This window comes from Brevibacillus schisleri, assembly GCF_055685845.1.
In genome coordinates this window covers 3,135,342-3,157,256 of sequence record NZ_JBVNDM010000001.1, presented here as the reverse complement: position 1 = coordinate 3,157,256, position 21,915 = coordinate 3,135,342, and the positions used below count along the sequence as shown (strand labels likewise).

General features: G+C 48.2%; 20 protein-coding genes. 3 read left to right on the top strand and 17 right to left on the bottom strand.

Annotation, left to right across the window (positions count from 1 at the left end; all coding sequences use genetic code 11):
- Positions 1-124: 124 nt before the first annotated feature.
- The 10 genes from ACUUHJ_RS15490 to dacB form a co-directional block, all read right to left on the bottom strand.
- Positions 125-1,033: a DMT family transporter gene (locus ACUUHJ_RS15490; RefSeq protein ID WP_472299267.1), complete on the bottom strand. Its 909-nt coding sequence runs from the start codon at positions 1,031-1,033 to the stop codon at positions 125-127.
- A gap of 61 nt (positions 1,034-1,094) precedes the next feature.
- Positions 1,095-2,270 carry an acyltransferase gene (locus ACUUHJ_RS15485; RefSeq protein WP_289673004.1) on the bottom strand — a complete coding sequence of 392 codons (1,176 nt, stop codon included), beginning with the start codon at positions 2,268-2,270 and terminating at the stop codon, positions 1,095-1,097.
- A 126-nt stretch (positions 2,271-2,396) separates the two neighbouring features.
- Complete coding sequence (locus tag ACUUHJ_RS15480; RefSeq protein WP_289673006.1) at positions 2,397-3,191, bottom strand: YqjF family protein; 795 nt, start codon at positions 3,189-3,191, stop codon at positions 2,397-2,399.
- A gap of 6 nt (positions 3,192-3,197) precedes the next feature.
- Positions 3,198-4,610 carry an FMN-binding glutamate synthase family protein gene (locus tag ACUUHJ_RS15475; protein WP_289673008.1) on the bottom strand — a complete coding sequence of 471 codons (1,413 nt, stop codon included), beginning with the start codon at positions 4,608-4,610 and terminating at the stop codon, positions 3,198-3,200.
- 133 nt (positions 4,611-4,743) lie between these two features.
- A complete protein-coding gene (locus ACUUHJ_RS15470) occupies positions 4,744-5,958 on the bottom strand; it encodes a DUF418 domain-containing protein (RefSeq protein WP_289673010.1) in 1,215 nt (404 codons plus the stop codon).
- A gap of 129 nt (positions 5,959-6,087) precedes the next feature.
- Positions 6,088-7,431: a branched-chain amino acid transport system II carrier protein gene (gene brnQ, locus ACUUHJ_RS15465; RefSeq protein WP_472299266.1), complete on the bottom strand. Its 1,344-nt coding sequence runs from the start codon at positions 7,429-7,431 to the stop codon at positions 6,088-6,090.
- 183 nt (positions 7,432-7,614) lie between these two features.
- A complete protein-coding gene (locus tag ACUUHJ_RS15460) occupies positions 7,615-8,307 on the bottom strand; it encodes a YheC/YheD family protein (RefSeq protein ID WP_173606059.1) in 693 nt (230 codons plus the stop codon).
- Between the two features lie 38 nt (positions 8,308-8,345).
- Positions 8,346-8,738, bottom strand: coding sequence for an aspartate 1-decarboxylase (panD, locus tag ACUUHJ_RS15455; protein WP_064199298.1), 393 nt, complete (start codon positions 8,736-8,738; stop codon positions 8,346-8,348).
- 84 nt (positions 8,739-8,822) lie between these two features.
- A complete protein-coding gene (locus ACUUHJ_RS15450) occupies positions 8,823-9,887 on the bottom strand; it encodes an Ldh family oxidoreductase (RefSeq protein WP_472299265.1) in 1,065 nt (354 codons plus the stop codon).
- Between the two features lie 166 nt (positions 9,888-10,053).
- The gene (gene dacB, locus ACUUHJ_RS15445; RefSeq protein WP_472299264.1) at positions 10,054-12,948 is read right to left on the bottom strand and encodes a D-alanyl-D-alanine carboxypeptidase/D-alanyl-D-alanine endopeptidase; all 2,895 of its coding nucleotides are present in this window, start codon (positions 12,946-12,948) and stop codon (positions 10,054-10,056) included.
- Between the two features lie 179 nt (positions 12,949-13,127).
- Here dacB and ACUUHJ_RS15440 point away from each other — a divergent pair, with 179 nt between their 5' ends.
- The gene (locus ACUUHJ_RS15440; RefSeq protein ID WP_472299263.1) at positions 13,128-13,670 is read left to right on the top strand and encodes a hypothetical protein; all 543 of its coding nucleotides are present in this window, start codon (positions 13,128-13,130) and stop codon (positions 13,668-13,670) included.
- Between the two features lie 263 nt (positions 13,671-13,933).
- On the opposite strand, the gene ACUUHJ_RS15435 is transcribed toward ACUUHJ_RS15440, so the two are convergent.
- The 3 genes from ACUUHJ_RS15435 to ACUUHJ_RS15425 are packed head-to-tail and all read right to left on the bottom strand — an operon-like array spanning position 13,934 to position 16,338.
- Positions 13,934-14,665 (bottom strand): ABC transporter permease, encoded by a 732-nt coding sequence (locus ACUUHJ_RS15435; RefSeq protein ID WP_472299262.1) that lies wholly within the window; start codon positions 14,663-14,665, stop codon positions 13,934-13,936.
- Positions 14,666-14,677: 12 nt separating this feature from the next.
- Positions 14,678-15,427, bottom strand: coding sequence for an ABC transporter permease (locus ACUUHJ_RS15430; protein WP_472299261.1), 750 nt, complete (start codon positions 15,425-15,427; stop codon positions 14,678-14,680).
- A complete protein-coding gene (locus ACUUHJ_RS15425) occupies positions 15,427-16,338 on the bottom strand; it encodes an ABC transporter ATP-binding protein (protein ID WP_472299260.1) in 912 nt (303 codons plus the stop codon). Before ACUUHJ_RS15425 ends, ACUUHJ_RS15430 begins: the two co-directional genes overlap by 1 nt.
- 152 nt (positions 16,339-16,490) lie before the next feature.
- Here ACUUHJ_RS15425 and ACUUHJ_RS15420 point away from each other — a divergent pair, with 152 nt between their 5' ends.
- Positions 16,491-17,204, top strand: coding sequence for a response regulator transcription factor (locus tag ACUUHJ_RS15420; protein ID WP_472299259.1), 714 nt, complete (start codon positions 16,491-16,493; stop codon positions 17,202-17,204).
- The gene (locus ACUUHJ_RS15415; protein WP_472299258.1) at positions 17,205-18,587 is read left to right on the top strand and encodes a sensor histidine kinase; all 1,383 of its coding nucleotides are present in this window, start codon (positions 17,205-17,207) and stop codon (positions 18,585-18,587) included. It abuts the gene before it with no gap.
- Between the two features lie 90 nt (positions 18,588-18,677).
- Here the strand turns inward: ACUUHJ_RS15415 and ACUUHJ_RS15410 are convergent, their stop codons facing one another.
- The 4 genes from ACUUHJ_RS15410 to tenA are packed head-to-tail and all read right to left on the bottom strand — an operon-like array spanning position 18,678 to position 21,911.
- Entirely contained in the window at positions 18,678-19,709 is a 1,032-nt protein-coding gene (locus ACUUHJ_RS15410; RefSeq protein WP_289673034.1) for an ABC transporter substrate-binding protein, read from the bottom strand.
- The gene (locus ACUUHJ_RS15405) at positions 19,706-20,464 is read right to left on the bottom strand and encodes an ABC transporter permease (protein ID WP_173606098.1); all 759 of its coding nucleotides are present in this window, start codon (positions 20,462-20,464) and stop codon (positions 19,706-19,708) included. The genes ACUUHJ_RS15410 and ACUUHJ_RS15405 overlap by 4 nt, the downstream gene beginning before the upstream one ends.
- Positions 20,464-21,246 carry an ABC transporter ATP-binding protein gene (locus ACUUHJ_RS15400; protein WP_472299257.1) on the bottom strand — a complete coding sequence of 261 codons (783 nt, stop codon included), beginning with the start codon at positions 21,244-21,246 and terminating at the stop codon, positions 20,464-20,466. Before ACUUHJ_RS15400 ends, ACUUHJ_RS15405 begins: the two co-directional genes overlap by 1 nt.
- Complete coding sequence (gene tenA / locus ACUUHJ_RS15395; protein ID WP_016743635.1) at positions 21,231-21,911, bottom strand: thiaminase II; 681 nt, start codon at positions 21,909-21,911, stop codon at positions 21,231-21,233. The genes ACUUHJ_RS15400 and tenA overlap by 16 nt, the downstream gene beginning before the upstream one ends.
- Positions 21,912-21,915 lie beyond the last annotated feature (4 nt).

The window sequence follows — 21,915 nt, the reverse complement described above, 5'->3', positions numbered from 1 at the left end:
CGGACGGTACGTACGGTGGTGTGAGAGGACGGGAGTTAGTCACTCCCTCCTACTCGATTTTATAAAAAAGACCCGGATACCCACGAAATAAAAATGCGAGGGTTTCCGAGACCTTATCATCAAGCTATTTCCATTCACTTTCCATCGAAGAACGTATACGACGAGGCTGCTGTGTACCGATAAAAATGGAGGCAAGCACCAGGATCATCCCCACCCCATGCAACCAAGTAAATGCTTCATTCAAGAAAAAGACAGCCACGAGAGCAGCACTTATCGGCATCATTCCGGTGAACAAGCCCGCTTTGGATGCCTCCACCTTCTCCATTCCTTTGTACCAGAGAAAGAAGGATAAGACACTGGCCGTAAACGCATAGTACACAAGAAGCCACCACACATTTGCAGGTACGGCACTCCAATCAAACCGCAAGCTTTCCCAGATCGCAAACGGAAGAAACAAGACAAAGCTGATGACATTAATCGCAGCCGTCATTTGAAAAGGCGTAATTTTCCCAGACAGTCTTTTGGCGAAAATCGTGAAAAGCGCTTCGCTGACGACTGCAAAAAATACGAACAAATTGCCAAGCATGCTTACCCAGTTTTGCTCCATTCCGCTACCTGTGAACGTAATGAAGCCGATGCCGCCGACTGAAAGACCAATCGCCACTAAGCTGTTGGCGTGTAATTTTTCCTTGAGAATCCAGAACGAAAACAAAGCGATGCAGGCAGGTACTGTACTCGTAATGATACCCGCGGCAGTAGCGGTCGTCCACTGAACGCCGTACAGCATGCAAATACTAAACAGAAACACGCCGAAAAACGACTGCCAGAATAGCACCTTGCCTTCCTCACGGCTCCAAGACGTTTTCCATTCTCCACGCATAGCGAGCAACGGCAATAGGATGACGATCGCAAGCAAAAAGCGCAGCTCCGAAAACAAAAACACGGGAACATGGGAAACAATTTCTTTCCCGATGGAGATGTTGCTTCCAACCAAGGCCATGGCCATGGCTAACTGTATGTAAGCGAACAGCATGACGACCCGCTTCCCCCTTTAACCTCCTACCATTCTCTGCATCTGGCCAAACTACCTGCGATTATCCTGCGTTTTGCCATTCTTTTTGAGAGGACGGAACCTTTTTTGTCTTTTTCTCGGCTGTCCCTACTAGCCAGGAGCCAAATGGCAGTTTTCCCAGCCCATATGATACGGCAAAAGAAAGAATGGAGCACAAGACGAATGCGACCACACTCCCCCACACGCCCGTGTGAAAAAGCTGAAGCTCGCGCAAAAGCTTCATCAAGTACGTTAAGATCAGCGCATGAATCAAATAAGCTCCATACGAATATTTCCCAAGGAGTCCTAGCCAATGTGTCCATTTGGACTGCTTCTTGCTCATCCATAGGCAGAGAGCGTACACAGCAAGTAAGCAAGCCATCGTATAGAGGAACATGGACGGTTTCAAGGATGTCGCTTCGTTTAAATTGATTTGGCCTTGCCCTGATTCACGGAAAAGCTCATAGCCAATGACTGCGTACAGGACACTTACCCAAATGATGATCCAGTACCAGTATCTTTTCAGCATGGCACGAAATGCAGGCAACGTGAAGGCGACCAAGCCACCGAACAAAAAGTAATAGAAATAATAGAACGCATTTCGATCTCGGTATTTGATGAAATACGTATCAAGCCAATTCATATCGAACCGAAAACCGTGCGCCGGGATGTAACGGGCTGAAAACCACATGAGGCCCCCATAAATCAATCCGGTGACACCAAGAGCGAGAACGAGACGAAAGCGGCTTGTCACGAATCTGCGGAAAAGTTCAAATACTCTTTGCCAAAACGGATACAAAAGATAGAACTGAAAAATCATCACGACGAACCACAGATGATACGAGGATGTCCCAGTCAGGAAATTTTTGCTTACATTCCAAATGAACGCTGCTCCCTCACCCAGGGGCTTCTCCATCAAGTAAAGATAAACCACCGACCACACTCCATACGGAACCAAAATCTCGGTTATCCGTTTACGCGTGAAGGAAATATAGTTCACTTTTTCGGAGTAGTTGTAAAACAATACAAGACCCGTGATGAAAATGAATGCTGGAACCGCGAATTTTAGCAAATGAAACAACATTCCGTAGATGATCGACACCTGCTCTGTCAATCCCGGCTCACGGATGTATACACCAATGACATGCTGATAAACCACAGCCAAGAATGCAAAGGCCCGGATCAGATCCAACTCACCAATTCGTTCTTTTCGAGCCATAACCAAATACCAGATCCTTCCTGTTCTTGCGAAAAAAAGTGCTACCTTCCATCTTACCGACCAAAAGTCAGTCTGGCAAGCTCAAATCAAAAAGACTGATACCCTTTGGAGCAGTATCAGTCACTACTATCCCCCTTGATCCGAAGGTATATCCGCTAGACTTCGAATCGGCCAAATCAGACTTTGTACACCACGTGAATACAGTGCTAAATGTGGAGAATCCGTGAGTGGGATCGACAGGTTTTCGGTCATCGCATTTTCACGAATATGAAAGGCTGTCTCCTGTAGCTGCCACGGCTCGTGTACTACATCCGCAAACATCAATTGCTTTGTTCTGCTACACCTGCAAAAGAGCGTGTATCGCTCTGTTAGCCAATGCACTAGCGTTCCCTCTTTGGCCAAAAATTTGTCACTGAGAGGCTGGTAGCTGCCTTCGAACGAGGGTGACTGAGGTAGACCAGATAGTCGTCGAGAGGTAAAATCGATCACATCCCCTTGGCGTTGAAAAGCCATTTGGGCCCGATAATACGGCAGTCGGTACCAAAATTTCGCAATCTTGATCACGAGAGGATTCGACGTATCCAGCGAAAGAAAATACACGCCCGTCTTCCCTTTCGCCTTCACATACGTCCGCACATTAATTTCGGGGAAAGTCGTCGTGAATGGTACAGCTGGCATCCGCCGCAGACGCACGCCACTCAGCAAAAACGGGATAATACTGATCCATGCCTTGCCATCGTAAGTATCGAGCTCAAGCCCTGCTGGAATCAGCGCTTGGATAGACACCGGGGAAATTGCCCAATGCAAAAAAAGAAGATGCTCCCACGTCTGCGTCATGGTCCATCCGTTATACTGGGCAGGTGACTTGATTTGGATGATCCTCTGTTCGATACGAATCCCTCCCATTCGTACGTCGATCAAGCGATTTTAACTGGAAGAGGATGAATGATAGGCAAGGGGTACTTTCGTCACTTTGCTCGTCATCTCATCGAGTGAGACGAGATCAGCAGCGGTCACTTCACGAAGAGACGTTTTCCCAAGCGCGAGAATGGCAATTTCCATCTCATCCACAAACGAAAGAAAAAAGTTAGTCAAGTATTTCGCGGCTGAATCGGGGTCGAATTTGTTTTTCAAGCTCCCTGGATAGGTGACCAGTTCTGTCGGTGGTTCCCATGGTATTGCTTTTGTCACCTGATCATGAGTCATCGCCCACAAAAGAGCCGTCCCCATAAAGATGCCGTCTGCTCCCAAAGCAATTGCTTTCAAGCACTCCCCCGGGGTATTATAGCCGCCCCCAGACAATAAAGTAATTCGTTCTTTCACACCTTTTTTCTTCAAATAGTGCACGGCGCGGCTCAGCGCATAAATCGTTGGCAATCCGAAATCATCCTCCAGAATTGGAGGTCCTCCTTTTGTCCCCGCTTGTCCGCCATCAATACTGATAAAATCTACACCGGCTTGGATGACAATCTCCAGGTCTTTTTCAAGAATGGCACTGGCGCAGATTTTGACGCCAATCGGGACGCCGTCTGTTATGGTGCGCAGCTTGTCTACGAGCTGCTTGAGATCTTCCGGCTTCTGTACTTCTGGATGCCGAGAAGGAATGACGATCATTTCTTCGCCCTGAACCCCCATGATTTCAGCAGCTCTTCCCTGAATATATTCAGCGGGGATAAAGCTCGCGGAAGCTGCAGTCGCCCCCTGTCCAAAATGGATTTCGATGGCGTCCGCCTGTCGCAAAATTTCCGGCTCCTTTGCCCACTTTCCCGAGTTGTATTGGAGAATCAGATGTCTAGCGAATTTCCTTTCTTCCGGCAGTAACGGACCTTCCCCCGTATTCGTCAAACTCCCCACGGCGGCCGTTCCTTTTGCAATCGCGATTTTCACATCCTCACTTACACCGATACCGTATCCCATCGCCCCTGCCATGATCGGAACGTCCAAGGTTAACGGCTTTTTTGCCATGGGTCCAATCGTGATTTGCATATCCACTTCTATATCCTCACTCGCAGGCATCTTGGCCAGCTGTGCAGGAGAAAATATCAAGCTATCGAAGTTCAAGAACTTGCGTGGACTTCCGAAAGGACGTTCGATGGCTTGTCCAGTAGCTGCTCGCAAGCTGTTTTCCAGAACATAGCGTGGACTGACTTTGGTCATTGCAGAGACCATCTCGAAAATATTTTCCGGATAGCGGTCTGACATAAGGCGCTTCATGAACTTGGCGAGTAACCACTGTGTAAGAGGACGAAAAAGACAGATCAAAAGCAGTCCCACCACGATGAGTGCTACCATCGATCCTACAAAGGAGCCGATCAAAAACGGAATCCAGTTGCCAGCCATCCTCTTTCTCCTTCCTACTTTCAGAGCGCTGCTGCTTGTTACTCGGCTTGTGAGATAGGAAAATTTTGCCCCAACCCTTCCCCTTTTATCCGATGCTCTACCCTCACGCTGAAGGAACAAAAAAACGTCCACCTTAACTGGACGTTTTCGAGAGAAGCCCTCCTTTTCGTTTCATTGGTACAAATTTGCCGTATGTCAAACAACGCCAAAGCCATTCTGCCGGACCAAACTGATAATTGGTGAGCCACCAGCGACTAGCCAAGATTTGCGCAGAGAAGATCACCAAGCTCAACACCAATCCGAGAGCCAACCCATACGTTCCATACAAATGTCCAACACGTACAACCAATATGACGATGATGGTTTGGCTTAAATAGTTGCTTAATGCCATTCTGCCGACCGGTTCCAAATGCTTCAGTATGCGCTGCCCGCTCTCTTTCCGATAAAGAAGCAGCAGTGACGTGATGTAAAAAGCGCACAGACTAAGACCGCTCCATGTGACAAAAGTCTGAACGGCGACCGAGATTGAGGCAGGAAATTTTACGATGCCAAATTGAACAAGTGGAATCATCGGTACAAGCACAACACTCAAGCTCAGCGCCAGCCACCATACGCGGCGAATGGCTGGAATAAATTCTTCCGTCCTCGCAAATACTCCCCGCTTGGCTGCCAAGAATCCGAATAAAAAGAGAGGAAATACCGATAGGATGACAAAAAACTCAAAGGGAAGAACTACCGGAATTTCGTAACCAACCCGGAATTGCAACCTCTCGATAATCGATCCATTCGTATAGGTATTGATTGCCTTTTGAATGAGCGATGACTGATCTGGCACAGAAACCAGGTCCTCGGGAACAGTCAGAATCAGAGCAGACAGGGTCTGCATACCAATCAAGAGCGTCCACGCCCATCTTTTGATTGTCTTTTCTTGCCTGTGGTAAAACAGCAACAGGAGAAAACCAGCTAGGGCGTACGTATGAAGAATATCTCCATACCAGAGGAAACCGAGATGGGCCATACCAAAAATCAGCAGAACGGCTAGTCTGCGAGTAAATAGACTCCGATAAGGCAACTGCTTGCTCTCGGCACGATGCATAAACAGAAAAAAGCCTACCCCAAACAAAAACGAAAAGATGGTGTAAAACTTCGCTTGTACAAACATGTTAAACAAAAGCCGTATCCAACCATCTATTTCCGAATGGGTATTGACCATCCCTGCATCTGGTAAGAACATGATGGGAAACAAAAATGACGGCATATTCACTAGCAAGATCCCCAGAAGGGCAAAGCCTCGAATCCCATCTAGCTGTCGGATTCGCTCACCTTCCGCAACAGGTGCTACTTTCACGTCAATGAACCTCCTTAACCCCCAATATTTAACACTTTTAATACGAATGAATCTTGAAAAAAGTAACAAAATGCTTCTTCCACAACAAAAAGAGCTTCGCAAAAACGAAGCCCTCTCTTTCGTGCTGCCTTATTTGGATGGGGTGGTTGTTGTTCCTGTTCCTGTGCGGTTTGTCCTTTTCCGAAAGTCGAGCAAAACACCGACAAAACCTGCAAATATTGCTGGCATGATCCAACCAGCGCCTTCCTTATAGAACGGGAGGACACCCAAGATCTCGTTCCAGCTTTGATGAAAAAACGTAAGATTGATCAAATCCACGACACCAAAAACCGTCACAAAGGCGACAGTCGTCATATACACAGACGAATGTGCAGATATCCAGCGCTCTAGCAACGCCAACAAAATGAGTACGATAGCAATCGGGTAAATGGCCCCCAAGATCGGGACAGATACACTTAAAATCTCCGATAGACCCAAGTTTGCGACGCCCATGCTCAGGACACAGAGAATAATCGCCCATGCTCTGTAGGATAAGCCTTTGAATCGTCCATGAAAGTATTGACTGCAAGAAGTTACGAGTCCGATGGATACACAAAGACAGGCAACAGTGAAGATGACACCAAGAATCAGCGTACCGCTTGTCCCAAATAGCTGCCTCATGATTGCTGTCAGGAGCAGTCCGCCATTCTCCGGCCTTCCTAAAGACGCACCGGATGAACCAAGCAATCCCAAAATGACATAGATGAATGTCAGCAACATACCTGCTCCAATGCCTGCCTTGATCATATTCGCAGACAGTTGCTTTTTGTCCTCAATTCCCTTGCTACGCAGTGTATTGGCAATCACGATACCAAAAACGAGTGCAGCCAAAGCATCCATCGTTAAATACCCGTCCAGAAAACCTTGCACAACGGGATTGGTGGCATATTTTCCTGCTGGTACCCCTGTTGGACCAAGTGGTGTGAATAAGCTCTTAACGTAGATCAACGCAATCATAGTCAACAGTGTAGGCGTCAGTATTTTCCCAAAGCGATCAATCAATTTGGAAGGAGTCAGACTGAACCAAAAGACAATGCCAAAAAATACGAGCGTATAGAGGAAAAGACTCCAGGGGGAATCCACGGCTTGCGCCGGCAAAAATGGCGCCATTCCCATCTCGTACGCGAGACTACCTGCACGCGGGATAGCAAGTGCGGGTCCAATCGATACATAAATCAAAATAGGAAAAATAAGAGCAAAGCTTGGGTGAACACGACTTGCCAATTGGTAAAAGCTCCCTGCTTTTGCGATGGCAATCACACCAAGAATGGGAAGACCAACAGCAGATAATACAAAGCCTGCAATCGACAGCCAAACAAAGGAACCAGCCTCTTGACCCAGATAGGGTGGAAAAATAAGGTTTCCTGCACCAAAAAACATCGAAAACAGCATAAAACTGACCAGCAGCATTTCTTTCTTAGATAAGGTTATCATCGACGTGTATATTACCTCCCATCTTATTGAGAGGCATTCTATCAACTTTTGCGCTCCTTCGCTAGTAGTAACGCCATAGTTGTAATTGAAAGATTTTTCTAACTACCATTCGTTGAAAAAAAACAGAGAAAACCACCTGTCCATCTCTTACCGTTTGAACCACATCGACAAGTGGTTTTCCTCTTATCGTTTTCGCATGGAAACAATTCGTTTGTAAAAGGTCTTATCCTCCAGCTTTTGAAAGAGAGCAAGTGAAGGTCGGAAGTTGGCCTCAATAATCCACGGTTTGCCATCCACATCAATCCCTAAGTCCAAACCGATCTCCCGGAGTGTCGGATAGACCCTTCCCAATCGATTAGCTACTGCCGATGCTATCATGCGGATATCACGCAAAAGATGTGGGTCCGCTTTTATATTCGACAGCTTGATTGCCGTCTGGATGGGCAAAACTTTTCCACGGCTGCGAGCCACATTTGTCACGACAAAGCCCGGACCTGCAAGCTTTGCACACCACCCAGTTATGATCCAAGGCTCCTTATTGCTCCTGCGCTGGATCATGACACGCACATCAAAAGGCTTGCCCTTGATTTTCCCGAGTGGGATACGCGGCTGGAGCAGGTATGTTTTAGGTCGAAACAACGATTCCACGTATCGGATCGTCGCCTCTTTCCCCTCCACGAGACGCTGACGACTCCCACTATGGACCAAATACTTCTCTCCTCCTCGTGCCGTTACTTGAATAATCCCTGCCCCACCGCCGCCTCCCGAAGGCTTCAGCATCACGTGTGTAAACGCTTCTGCATACTCCCACAGCTCTTCAGGAGTGTACACGCGGGTTTTGGGCAAATACTCCAGCAAAAGTTCGTCTTTGACCATGTGCTTATGCTTGCCCCATTTTCCTACGTTTGGCGGTTTTATGGCAGTGTCTCTCCATTCTTTATCAGATGATGCTCCTCTATTTTCGTGATACGATTCTGTCCATCCACAAACACGACCTTGGGAACGAGCTGTTCCATCTCGGATTCATCGTACATGCCCATACTCAAAATGATGACGAGATCTCCCGGCGAGAATAAGTGGGCAGGTGGACCGTTCAGACAGATGACTCCGCTTCCCGATGCTCCGGGTAACGCGTATGTTTTCCAGCGCGTGGCATTACGCAAACTGGTTACTTGCACGATTTCATAAGGCTTGATATCTGCCGCATCCATGAGAGCAACGTCAATTGTGATACTCCCCACGTAATCCAGTTCGGCCTGCGTAACTGTCGCCCTGTGAATTTTGCCTTTGCACATGTGTCGTTGCATAGACGGTTCACTCCTTTCCAAACCGATGACATTAGTCTATGTGGGATGGATTGTCCATGAAACCACCTGCGAATGGAAATCTGGTTAGGGCATATAACACGCTGCCTGCAAATCAACTCCATAGGTTCGGCATAATTGGCTCAGTTCTTTTGTCAGATTTGGATCGAAAGGAATACCGTTTTCCATGCGTTCTTGCTTTTTTCGGCTCTCGATCTCCCCAGGAATGAAAATTTCCGAGACACCTTCTTTCCTAGGTACACTTTTCACATCGCGAATGTAGGCATCCATCATGGCGCAAAAATCGGGGAGTGGCATAAATCGTTCAATATCCACTGTCAAGAATAGATGTCCTACGTTTTGTGGATCGTGCCAATTGTCATACAGGCTTTTTACATGTGGTCCCGTTGCTGCACCCGTTAGCAGCCCACACAAGATATCGATGAACATCGCCAATCCGTACCCCTTTGCTCCCCCGATCGGCAAAAGTGAGCCTAGCAAGGCTTTTGTGGGATCAGTCGTTTCCTTCCCATTGGCATCAATGGCCCAATCTGCAGGAATGGATTCTCCTTTTTTAACGGCTAAGGCGATTTTTCCTCTGGCAGCGACACTTGTAGCCATATCTAGCAAAAAGGATGGCTCTTCTCCTGACGGTATCCCCGCTGCAATCGGATTTGTTCCGAAAAAAGGGCGAATCCCACCTGTTGGCGCCATGGCTTCGGGGGCGTTGGAAAGGACAATGAGAATCTTTCCTTCCGTGATCGCTCGTTCTGCATAGTACGAACAGGAGCCGAAGTGGTTGGAATGACGAACACCAACTAGCCCGATTCCCATCTGACGTGACAATTTAATCGCTTCCTCCAATGCCGCAACCCCGACTACCGCACCCAAAAGGTTTTTTCCGTCTACTAGTGCTGTTGCTCCCTCTTGTTTCCATACCACAGGTTCATCATTCAATTCGATCAAGCCTGCTTCGATACGTTGGATATAGATCGGCAGCCTCGCCAAACCATGGGATTCGATGCCGCGCAAATCAGCATGGACGAGGGATTCTGCTACAAGCCTTGCATGCTTATGTCTGGCACCTGCCTGTACAAGCACTTTTGTTACGACTTGCTCCAAACGCTTCCAATGAAAGAGTGCAGGGTGCATCTTTTCTTTTTCCCCTCCTTCACCGCTGTTCTGTACTTCGTCTGCTTCCTAATCTGAATATAGATATGTCGCCTGCTGATTGACCGCTACAGGCATTGACCCAGTTCAGGAGACGATACCAACAGAAAAAGGAGCACCCGGTAATTGGGACTCCTTTTTCGTATATCTATTCGTAACTGGCTAGTATCGTAATAATCTGATCCTGCATCTTGGTAAACAGCTCTTCATCCTCGACATAGCCATTAAATAAAATCGAAACGATGAGCTTCTCCCCGCCTTTTGTCGTGATATAGCCTGACAGTGTGTTCACACCCGTCATCGAACCTGTCTTCGCATGAAGATTATTTGTGGCAGGTGTGTCCTTCAAGCGGTTTTTCAGTGTACCATCTATTCCTGCTATGGGTAAAGATTCATCATAAGCAGCAAATGTTGATTCCTTGGTCATCCCTTCAAGTAAGGATGCGATCTGCCGAGCAGAAATTAGATTGTAGCGGGTCAAACCAGATCCATCCATCATGTCGAAGGTGGTATTCCCGCCAAGTGAAGCTACGGCTTCCTGAACGACCTCTGCACCACTGGCTGCGCTCCCTTTGCCTTTCTTTGCCGCTCCGAGCGTCTTGAGGAGCATTTCTGCGTAGTAATTGTCACTTCGCTTGTTGAGATACTGAACGATGTCCTTGAGCGGCAGTGACTCAAATTGTGTCCATTTCACTGCTGCTGGAGGTACTGGCTGGATCAGCACTTCACTCTTTGGAGCAAACGCAATTCCTTGCTGCTGCAACGTTTCCTTCAGTACGGTCCCCACGTACTTGGCTGGCTCCTCCACAGGAACTCGCTCGTAATCCCCTTCATGATCAAGCGGGAGGTTCCCTGACAGTCTGATGGTATTTGTTCCACGGTCACGCAGGATCGCAAACGTATTTTCTTCCCCTTTTTGTACCGTCTTGGCTTCATTGATCACCTGCACATACGCTGTTTTGGGTAGCACATTGATGTCCACTGGTTTGCCAGCATCGTTAGCGGGCTTGAATTCGATCATGACCGTCCCTCGGTTTAATGCGAGAGCTCCTATGGTCGGGTTGTAATAGTAGCTCTCGTCATCCCATGCCCAGCCGAGGCCAAGCCTTTGTTGATCAAAGTAGCTGTCATCCATCACAAGGTTCCCGTTGATACGCGTGATTCCTTGTTGCTTGAGCCACCCTGCTATTTTTTCAATCGACACACCTTCCTGCACCTGGAGTGCATTCTCCGTGTGCAAGGTAGGGTCACCGTATCCTTTCACATACAGATTGCCTTGTTGTATGCCCGAGGAGGTGATCGGGGCCTCTCCATACACTTCTGTTTTAAAGACGTAATCCGAGCCAAGCTGGTTCAGCGCTGTTGCGGTCGTCAACAGCTTCAAATTCGAAGCTGGGGTAAGCAGTGTGTCCGCATCCCGCTCGTATAAAACAGGGTCACCTGTTGAATCCAACGATTTGATCATGATTCCAGCCGTTACCCCTGCTGCTTCCGGCGTATCTAGGATGGGATCGATCATAGCAGAGAGTGGGTACGTCTTTTTCTCTGGAGGGCTGAATCCTTCCGGTGCTGCGATATCCGGGTAGGTTGTTAACAAAATTCCGATCCGATCCTGTAGCTCCCTTGCATACTTCGATTTATAAATGCCGTTGATCAAAATCGAGAAGGCCAGCTTATGACCATTTTTTGCCGTTACATAACCCGACATCGTATTGACTCCGCTTAATGAGCCTGTCTTCGCTACCAGGTTCTTTTCCGCACTGGTTCCTTTCATGCGGTTTTTCAAGGTGCCGTCTACTCCCGCGATTGGGAGTGATTTTTCCAGTTCCGTTCGATATTCTTGCTCCTGCAAAAAGATGATTGTTTCGATTATCTGTTCCGGAGTGATCATATTAAATCTCGATAACCCGGAGCCGTCTACCTGACGGAAGCCTGACTCAATGCCAGCTCGCTTCATCACGTCCGCTACCGCCTCACTGCCTGCTTCAAAGCTGCCCTCACCTTTCTGGGTTACGCCCAGTGTCTTTACAAGCATCTCCGCATAGAAATTGTCACTATCCTTGTTGAGCTCCACCGTGATCTCACCTAATGGTTTGGACAAGTGGGTATAGAGAGGCACTCCGCCTTGCAGCACGGTTTTTTTCACTTCCGCCTTCGGATATAAGGCAATCCCTTGTTTTTGCAACTGATCCTTCCATAGATCGCCCACATAAAAAGCCGGGTCTTCCATCGTGACATCTTCATCATAAGGAGCTGCTTGCACCCCGATCGTACCGGTTACGATGATTTCATTTTTTCCGCGCGGACGCTCGACAAGCACGTTGCTCTCCTTACCCGCTGTCGTTTTCAACTGGTTTGTGACTGTTATGTATGTGGTAGCTGGGTTCATCGTCAGGACGGGGGCATCTTTCACCGTTTTTCCAGGGGTTGCGGTTAGGGTCGTAACGTTTTTATTTACGGCTAATCCACTTATCTGAGCGCTATACCCATACGGTTCGTCATCCCACATCCAGCTCGTGCCCAGTCTAGTCTCATCGAAATAGCTGTCATCGAGAAGCAGGTTTCCATTGATTCGTTTGATCCCCAAATCTTTGATGGCTTTTGCCATTTGCTGCAAATCGTCCGGGGTCAGGCTAGGGTCCCCATAGCCTTTTAAAATCAGATCTCCTTGCAAAATACCTCCGTTATTTACCTTTCCTGAAACAAACACCTCGGTTTTCCATTGATAATCCGGCCCCAGCTTATCCATACCCGCAATGGTCGTAAACAGCTTCATGTTGGAAGCTGGGATAAAATTACGTTCGGCATTGTGCTTATATACGTATTTTTTGTCGGTTAGATCGTAGACCGCAATTCCAGCGTACATCCCCTTGCTATTCTCATCGTTTTTCAAATCGGCGAAGAATTTTTCTATGTGGAGTGCAAGAGGACTAGAAGAAGTGGCCTCTTCCTTGGCTAGCGCAGGCGAAGCCGCTACCTGCAACAAAAGAGCCAACACGAAAAACCACGTACCGACACGTCGAAAAGCAAATAAATGATTCATGATAACCTCCTTGTCATAGTCTGGGCGATTTCAACCAACAAATCACAGTACGCCCCCATGATAGCACGGATTCTATTTATTCGGAATATTACCATTATACTAAAAACATACAGGGATGAGCGATACCCATTCTGTTCATACTATCTTCAAGACTTCTTTTGTTTGGAGGAAATGGGTTCATGTTCTATCAATTGCTGCTTTGTCTGTCACTTCTCTGCAGCTTTTCATTCCCTGTCCATGCCCAAACGGACATCGGGCGGGTACAAGTAGATCCCTCCTCCTTTTCTTCCCTTGCGGAGCTCGTCAAAAAGTGCGACTTGATCGTCATTGGGCGGGTAGACAGGACCCATCGGGCGTATCCAACGGGACGCACCCTTCCCCAGGGCAAGATCGTGAATTACACACAAAGACTCCATGTAAAAAAGGCCGTAAAAGGCACAGCATCCCGACTATTAACAGTGGTTAGCACTGGCGTAGAGCCGCTTCCTGATGCCTCCAGTCCGCTCAACCTGCAATATCCTGGGCCGCTAGCCGAAGGGAATTATTTATTGTTTTTACGAAAAGTGAGTGGATCACAGATGTACAGTACAGCAGGTCTCTGGCAGGGCATTTATCCAATCTATCAAGGAAAAACAATTGCTCTTTCCAAGCTTGGCTTTACCGAGCTGAACCAGCTATCACAAGAAGAAGCCATCCGAAAAATAACAGCGATATCCCGCTAGCACCACAGCAAAAAACCGCTCTATGGAACGAGCGGTTTTTTGACGCTTCCATCATGTGCTGTCAGTTGCGCATCACGTAGATAAAAATCACCATAGACACAGCACAAGCGAGTACGCTGAGAATAAACCCCCAGATCACCCATTTGCTATTCGTCTTGTTTATGTGTTTATCGTCCATGGAAAACTTCTCCTCATTCGATCATTCACCTTCTATTATAAGGTTGTTTGACAGGAAAGGGAAACCGTTAATATGGCGAAAACTGTTAAAGACCTTCTCTCGTAAGACGACGAATCCCCAGTGCACAACCGCTCGTCACGAACAGTACACACATGACGACGAACGCCCCCAGCTCTCCTAGTGACAAACTTTCTTGACTGAGCACGCCCATGCCAATCGTCAAAAGTGACTGGGGAAAGAACATCCCGAGCCCAGACACATACAAGCCCAACCCTACAAAAACAGAGCAAACACTAATGCCGACAGGTACAGCAAAGCTCTGTATCCGCGTAGAAAGCCATAGCTGGAAGGAAATAATGGTGAGCGAAGCCAGCCAGCCTCGCATCATCCACCCGAACACTTCCAAAGGAAAGGAAAAATGTACATGTAGTCCAGCGATGAAACCCGCGCAAATATACAGCACGAAGAAGAAAAGCTGCACACCAAAAAGAAGAACGCCAACCACCACCAGCTTCGCGAAAAAAATCGTTGGAGTCGATACAGGCGCTGTCAGGATTACATTCCAGTTTCGGTTTACATGCTCCAATCTGCACGCAAACGAACAGCAGATCGCGATGAGAATGGGCAAGAAAAATTCTCCGTAGAACAAGCTCACCTGCGTCCACAGGCTGTACCAGCCATTTTGCAGGATCGCTTGGTTCATCCAGTAGTTGGCAAAACCGATCAGCGTACTGAAAACAGGAAGCACAAGCAAAACGAGCCATATACGAGAGCGTCGAAGTTTTACCCATTCTGCTCCCAAACATCTGATTAGCATACAAGGTCCTCCCTATACGTCTTGCCGGGATACGTGAATGCTCCCAGCAAGGTAAAATGCGATGCCCATGAGTACGACGATGATCGGTAAAGAAAGACCGATTTCTCGTGTAGTAAACCGCATAGCTTCGTTCACGTACTGATACGTAACGGGCGAAAAGTTTACATAGTACGACCAGATGAAAAGGCGTCCGACTTGTGGCGGAAACAAGCTCGCCGTCATGCCAATGAATCCCCCGATCATCCCGAGACATAGGCTGAACGCCTGATTTTTGATGGCGAGAGAGACCCATTGTTGCAAAGCGATCACCACGAGTGTTGTCACCGTGGTTCCTACCACAAAGCGGAGTAATAGGCCAATCGGGACTGGCTCGGATAAACCAAAGCCAATGCCAAAGGCCACGATCGCCAAAGCTTGTAGAATGACGGCACCCCCCATCAAAACAGCCGCAGAGACGAATTTTGCCGTATATACAGCTTTCCTGCTGACAGAAGCAGCCATCAGCAGCTTCCATGTACGCCCTTTGTGTTCCATATCACAAATCCGTGAAACAATGACAGCCGAACCGATCGGCAAAAACAATCCGTTCATGGCTGTAATCGTGACCAGTATGGCGCTCCACATCTGTGCATCAGGATTTTTTGTCATAGAGATACTGACAGCCATAAACCCCCATGCCAGTTCGATACTCAAAAGAATGGCGAGCATGAGAAACAATCGCTTATGTCGAATTTTATAAAACTCCAGCCAAAGCATCCGCATTACAAACTTCCCTCCTTGCCTGTAAGGGAAAGGAAAATACTCTCCAAGCTTTGTTTGTGCACTTCAATGCGATAAACATCAATGCCCGCCATCATCAGCGCCCGGTTTGTCTGCGCTACCTCTCTATCCCCCATCTCTTCCATAACAAGAAAGCCATCTTGGAGACTTGGAGAAAGCTCCCGATCTTGAAGAACTCTTCTCGCTTTGTCATTGTCCTGCGTTTTCAACCAAACACGAGGCCGACTATTCCGTTGCAGTTCCTCCATACTCCCTTGAAACAATAGTTTCCCCCCGTGGATAATGCCGATGGACGTGGCGACTTGCTCGATTTCCGAAAGCAGATGGCTGGAGAGCAAGACCGTCATTCCATACTGGTGTGGCAAGGATTGAATCAATTCCCGAATTTCACCGATTCCAGCAGGGTCCAGACCGTTTGTCGGTTCGTCGAGGATGACGAGCTTAGGAAAATGCAGCAAAGCCATGGCAATTCCCAGTCGCTGCTTCATCCCGAGCGAATACTGATCTACCTTTTTGTTCTGTTGTTTTTCCAAACGGACAATTTGCAGGGCCTTCTCTACTTGTTTGTCCGGGACATCTCGCAGCCGCTGCATGACGCGCATATTTTCCAGGCCGGTAAGATGACCGTAATACGAAGGAGCCTCGATCAAGGAACCCGTCTGACTCAAAATCTCAATTCGGTTCCTGCTAAAATCCTTCCCGAATACAGATACACTCCCTTCCGTCGGCTTGACTAATCCTAGCAGCATTTTCAAAGTCGTCGATTTTCCTGCACCATTTGGACCGAGGAAGCCATAGACCTCCCCTTCGCCTACCGCAAGATTCACCCGCTGGACGGAATAGACTTCTCCATAGCGCTTTGAAAGGTTTTCCGTTTGAATCAAAGTATTCATCTTTTCTCGCTCCTATCTATTGGTCTCTCCTACAAAATCATAGAGTCCCAACCCGTCAATAAGCTGACAAGAACCTTACAACAACCTTAAATCGACTCCGAGTGGGTAGAACACACAGATCGAGCGAGTATAATGAATACGGGTGATTCAATATGGAAGAGTGGAAACAGAAAAAAGTGCTCATCGTGGAAGATGAGCTGGAAATCAGAAACATGATCGATGGATTTTTACGTAAGGAAGGATTCTCTCGAATTTTTCATGCGGGTAGTTGTAAAGAGGCGTTAGTGATATGGGCTTCGGACAAGCCAGATGTCGCGATCCTGGATGTCATGCTGCCTGATGGCGATGGATTTGGACTATTGACTTCGATCCGTCGCTTCTCGCAAATCCCTGTCATTTTTCTATCAGCGAGAGGGGAAGATGAAGATCGATTGCTCGGACTTGGCCTGGGCGCTGACGACTATATTGTGAAACCATTTTTACCGCGCGAGCTCGTTCTGCGTCTCCTGGTCATTTTACGACGCGTTTACGCTCCTCCCCAAATCGATCGTCTGCCCGTTGTCCAGCTTGGTGACAGTACGATCGATTTGGAGGCAGCAATCGTGACGAGAGATCACCACGAATATGCTCTGACTGCAAAGGAACACGCGCTCTTGCGAAAACTCTATGAAAATCGAGGACGAATCGTCACGAGCGATGCCCTGTGCCAATCCGTATGGGGGGACGATTACTACGGGTATGAAAACACCCTGATGGTTCATATGAGGCGCATTCGCGAAAAGATCGAGCCATGCCCGTCCACTCCTGAATATTTGCTCACGGTAAGAGGACTCGGATACAAATTACTCGTAAAGGAAGAGTTGTAGATGGATGGAGCCGCAAGAATTTTACGTCGTTATACAGGTGCTTCTATCCTGATCGCCGTCTTTTTGCTCATCGTCAATTACATCATTCTCGGCACATTTGTTTTCAAAGGGATGAACGAGGGCTCTCCTCCCATCCACGTCACACAAGCTGTCGCAGAGGGGCTGCACAAGAACGGTTCCCACTATACATTGGAACCAAATGCACAAGAGTGGTTGCAAAAAAGCCAGGCTTGGGCCATGTTGATTGGAAACGATGGGAAGGTCATCTGGGACTACGCCTTACCGAACGAATTGCCCCGCACTTATTCTCTGGCAGGAGTGGCGCAGTTCTCGCGAAATTACTTACAGGACTATCCTGTTTTTGTTTGGGAGCATGAGTTGGGGCTGGTCGTCGTGGGCTACCCGAAGGACAGTCTCGCCAAGTACCAGTTTCATTTTCCGATCAGTTGGATAAGCGATTTGCCGTATCGGTTACTGGCTTTGCTTTTCGGAAATATCCTGCTCGCCGCTCTTCTCTCTCTGTTCATTGGCTCTCGACTCATTCGGGCAATCCGCCCACTGATTTGCGGGATTCACGCTCTGTCAGAAGATCAACATACACATGTCGAGGCAAAAGGAATGTTCAGCGGGATTGCAAGAAGCATCAATCATGCATCGTCGCTTCTGCAAGAGAAGAACGCTTTGCTAAAAGCCAGAGACGAAGCACGCTCGAATTGGATCGCTGGAATCTCCCACGATATACGCACGCCACTATCAATCGTGCTCGGGTATGCCAGTGAACTGGAAGACAGCGACGCGGTGCCTTACGAGCAGCAGCAAAAAGCAAGCATTATTCGAAAGCAAGGGGAAAAGCTCCGGTCTTTGGTCAGTGACTTGAATCTCGTTTCCATGCTGGAATACGAAATGCAGCCGATTCATACCAAACCGATTCGGCTATCGACACTTGCGCGGCAAATTGTCACTGACTTTTTAAACAATGATTTGGCAGAGACGTTTACCATTGAGCTGGATGTCACGACTGAGCAATACTTCGTAATGGGCGATGAAAAACTTCTCGTCCGCGCCATCACGAATCTGATCCAAAACAGCATCGTGCATAACCCATCAGGCTGTCACATCCACGTGCAAACGGCCCTGTCACCCAACCAGCGCAATGCTCTTTTGATTATCACTGACAACGGAAAAGGCATTGAGCCACGCATGCTACCTGACTTGGTGGAATTGCCATATTCGTCGAAAAGAAAATCTCCCTTACAAAATGGTCATGGTCTCGGGTTGCCCATGGTTGCACGTATTGCTGCCGCTCATCATGGACACCTGCTGTTAACAAGTGATACAGGACAAGGGATGACAGCAGAACTTTGTTTCCCCCTCTCCTCCTAAAAGGAAGACATCATAGAGAAAGCACCTCCTCTGACTCGCCAATGGAGAGTAGACTCTCAAATGCGTGCAAAGGGGGTGCTTTTTGACTGATTACTTCACGAGATCGCGCATGATCTCATCTGCTTTGATGTCAGCTGTTATCAGCTTCTCTTTTTTCATCCAATCAATCAGTGTTTGCCAAGATTCGGCCGTCTGGTATGCAAAAGGCTTTTCCCCCGCATCCATCAACGGAATCAGGATATCCAAGCTCTTGGTCTCAATGTCTTTTTCCAGCGGGAAATCGGCAGCCTGTTTGGCAAGTAACAGATCGAGTGCCTTTTCCTTATTATGTTTCACATAGTCCTGACCCTTGCCAATCGCACGCAGGAAACCTTCCACTGCTTTCTGCTTTTTGCCCAAAGTCTCGTCACTTGTTGCCAATACGAGCTCATAATAGTCTGGAACCCCAAAATCAAAAGGCTTGAACGCATTGACTGGAATGCCGTGCTTCTCCAAAATCAGTTGTTCGTGGTTGATATAGCCACCTACCACTGCATCGACCTTTTTGGCCGTCAATGCCGGGACGATGTCGAAGCCGATATCCGTGAAGGTCAGTCCGGAATCATCGCCACCACCATGCTTCACAACCTGACGTACAATCGATTCATCAAGTGGAAGTGACGGATAACCAATATTTTTTCCAGCCAACTTTTGCGGAGTATCGATTCCACTGTCTTGGCGCGTCATGATCACGTTTAACGGATGACGAACGAGTGCACCTACAGATACGACAGGAACTCCTTCTGCACGAGCTTGAATAAGCTGTGGTTGATAGCTGATTGCCAAATCCACTTTGCCCGCAGCCGCCATCTTCAACGGATCATTACTGTCCGAAGGCATTTGCATGGTCACCTTGAGGTTCTCGTCTTTGAAATAGCCTTGCTCCTCTGCGGCGTACAAGAAGGAATGAACGGCATTCGGATACCAATCGAGCGCAATCGTCAGCTCTGTAGGCTCCGCTCCTTTATCAGCAGGGGCTTGCGTCTGACCAGCATCCGAGCTCGCCTGATTGCCGCAAGCAGCAAGACCTGTTGCCAATGTAAGTGCCATGAATGCTTTCGTCCATTTGTTGAAAGGTTTCATTGTTGTTCTCCTTTGATTTTCATATGCGGGGAAAAATGACGTTCGATTCGTCCAGCCAGCCAAAACAGCAACATACCGAGAATCGAGAGCAACAGGACCGAGGCAAACAATGCAGGTGCCTGAAAATTGCCGGATGCCCGTCTGCCAAAGTACCCGAGTCCTTCGCTCGCTCCCAGCCATTCCCCAATGGTCGCCCCAGCCACACTGTAGGTGGCTGCCACTTTGAGACCACTGAAGAAATGGGGTAAACTCGACGGGAGTTGCAGCTTGGTGAAAATTTGTCCGTTTGTTGCCCCCATGGTTTTTAACAGCTGTAGCATTTCCTTGTCCGTCGAGCGAAGTCCATCATACGCGTTGACGACAATCGGAAAGAAAGTAAACAGAATCGTAACCGCGATTTTTCCAGATAAATCATACCCGAACCACAAAATGAATACGGGTGATAACGCGATAATGGGGATCGTTTGAGAGATGACGATATACGGATAGACCAAGCGCTCCACAATCCGATTGCGAATCATCGCAAATGCAAGGGAGATTCCAAATACAATCGAGATCGAAAGCCCCAGTAACACTTCCTTTAACGTCGCCCAAAGATGTACACCTATTAGAGAGGCGCGTAAATCCCACAAAGACACAATCACAGCGCTAGGCGGCGGTAAAATGAATGGCTGCACTCCGAGGAAGCGACATCCAGCTTCCCACACCAGAAGAAAAATGGCGATGGAGATACCAAACCAAATGCCTCTCCCCATCATGCTTCTCTCCTCAACGGCTTCATTGTTGCTTGGCGATCCTGTCGAAGCAGTTCCCAAATCTGTTCACGCAATGCCAAAAATTCGGCTTGGTTGCGGCTGCTCGCCGTTCGCGGTCTGCTCACCGGAACGGTTAATTCGATCGGCTTGGTGATCGGACTACCTGCAAGCACGATAATCCGATCGGCAAGTAAAATGGCTTCGTCGATATCGTGCGTAATCATCAGCATCGTGCTGCCTGTTTCCTGCCACTTTTCCATCAGCCACTCTTGCATGTCCATTCTTGTAATTCCATCCAACGCACTAAACGGCTCATCCAACAGCATCATCTCTGCGCCTGAAAACAATGCCCGTAAAAAGGAAACTCGCTGACGCATCCCGCCGGAAAGCTGGGCTGGATAGCTGTCAGCCCAGTCCTGAAGCCCATACCTTGGCAATTGCTGTCTGACGCGCTCATGCGCTTCTTTTTTCGTCATACCTTTGATTTCCAGCGGCAAAGCTGCATTTTCGACAATTGTACGCCATGGCATGAGCAAATCGCGTTGGGGCATATAGCCGACCTGCCCCAAACGATTTGCTACCGGTACACTGCCGAGCCTGATTTCGCCTCGTCCCGGCTCAAGAAGACCTGCGATGAGCTGAAACAACGTGCTTTTCCCGATCCCGCTCGGACCGATCAAGCTGACGAATTCCCCTTTTTCCACACGCAGATCAAAATGATCGAGAATTTGCCTGTCGCCATACGAAAAGCTGACGTCGGCGAAAGCTAGTTGTTCTCCCACGGCCACATTTCCTCTCTGTAGGACATGTCCCAGAACATGTACTCCATTTTGGAGGTGTTGACAAAATACTCCTCCAGCTTGGCCAGCTCTTGCTCACTCTTACCTTCTGCCAATTGGTTCATGATATCAATCAGCCAGATCGCCAACTGCCCAAATTCATCGGAGCTGTACATGCGTACCCATTCGCCGTACAATTCGTGATCCAGTGCCCCTTCTACTTGTGCCAAGCGCTTGCCGATTTCCCAATAGCTCCATGTGCATGGGAGTAGTGCACTCACCAATTCCGCCAACGACCCTTGATGAGCAACACGCAGCATGTAGCTGGTGTATCCCAGCATCACAAACGAAGGCTCTGTCGCTTCCAGCTCCTCGCGAGAGATACCAAAGCGCTCAGCATATTGGCGATGCAGCTCCATCTCTGTGTTTAGCGTCGATTCTTGCAAAGCAGCGAATCTGGCGCTTGTTTCCAGATCGTACGCCTTCACACTCGCAATCGCGAACATTTTCGCGTAATCAATCAGGTAGATGTAGTCTTGTTTCATGTAATATTTGAATGCACCGACAGGCAGGCTGCCATCTCCAAGTCCCGTGACGAAAGGATGTTGATGAACACGCTCCCAGATCGGGGCTACACTTTTTCTCAGACGATCAGTAAAGGTTGTCATGCGA

Excerpts from the sequence above, each read along its gene's own strand:
- ACUUHJ_RS15490 (WP_472299267.1), bottom strand. The coding sequence starts at position 1,033 with ATGCTGTTCGCTTACATACAGTTAGCCATGGCCATGGCCTTGGTTGGA.
- ACUUHJ_RS15485 (WP_289673004.1), bottom strand. The coding sequence starts at position 2,270 with ATGGCTCGAAAAGAACGAATTGGTGAGTTGGATCTGATCCGGGCCTTT.
- ACUUHJ_RS15475 (WP_289673008.1), bottom strand. The coding sequence starts at position 4,610 with ATGGCTGGCAACTGGATTCCGTTTTTGATCGGCTCCTTTGTAGGATCG.
- brnQ (WP_472299266.1), bottom strand. The coding sequence starts at position 7,431 with ATGATAACCTTATCTAAGAAAGAAATGCTGCTGGTCAGTTTTATGCTG.
- ACUUHJ_RS15460 (WP_173606059.1), bottom strand. The coding sequence starts at position 8,307 with ATGGTCAAAGACGAACTTTTGCTGGAGTATTTGCCCAAAACCCGCGTG.
- panD (WP_064199298.1), bottom strand. The coding sequence starts at position 8,738 with ATGCAACGACACATGTGCAAAGGCAAAATTCACAGGGCGACAGTTACG.
- ACUUHJ_RS15450 (WP_472299265.1), bottom strand. The coding sequence starts at position 9,887 with ATGCACCCTGCACTCTTTCATTGGAAGCGTTTGGAGCAAGTCGTAACA.
- dacB (WP_472299264.1), bottom strand. The coding sequence starts at position 12,948 with ATGAATCATTTATTTGCTTTTCGACGTGTCGGTACGTGGTTTTTCGTG.
- ACUUHJ_RS15440 (WP_472299263.1), top strand. The coding sequence starts at position 13,128 with ATGTTCTATCAATTGCTGCTTTGTCTGTCACTTCTCTGCAGCTTTTCA.
- ACUUHJ_RS15435 (WP_472299262.1), bottom strand. The coding sequence starts at position 14,665 with ATGCTAATCAGATGTTTGGGAGCAGAATGGGTAAAACTTCGACGCTCT.
- ACUUHJ_RS15430 (WP_472299261.1), bottom strand. The coding sequence starts at position 15,427 with ATGCGGATGCTTTGGCTGGAGTTTTATAAAATTCGACATAAGCGATTG.
- ACUUHJ_RS15425 (WP_472299260.1), bottom strand. The coding sequence starts at position 16,338 with ATGAATACTTTGATTCAAACGGAAAACCTTTCAAAGCGCTATGGAGAA.
- ACUUHJ_RS15420 (WP_472299259.1), top strand. The coding sequence starts at position 16,491 with ATGGAAGAGTGGAAACAGAAAAAAGTGCTCATCGTGGAAGATGAGCTG.
- ACUUHJ_RS15415 (WP_472299258.1), top strand. The coding sequence starts at position 17,205 with ATGGATGGAGCCGCAAGAATTTTACGTCGTTATACAGGTGCTTCTATC.
- ACUUHJ_RS15410 (WP_289673034.1), bottom strand. The coding sequence starts at position 19,709 with ATGAAACCTTTCAACAAATGGACGAAAGCATTCATGGCACTTACATTG.
- ACUUHJ_RS15405 (WP_173606098.1), bottom strand. The coding sequence starts at position 20,464 with ATGGGGAGAGGCATTTGGTTTGGTATCTCCATCGCCATTTTTCTTCTG.
- tenA (WP_016743635.1), bottom strand. The coding sequence starts at position 21,911 with ATGACAACCTTTACTGATCGTCTGAGAAAAAGTGTAGCCCCGATCTGG.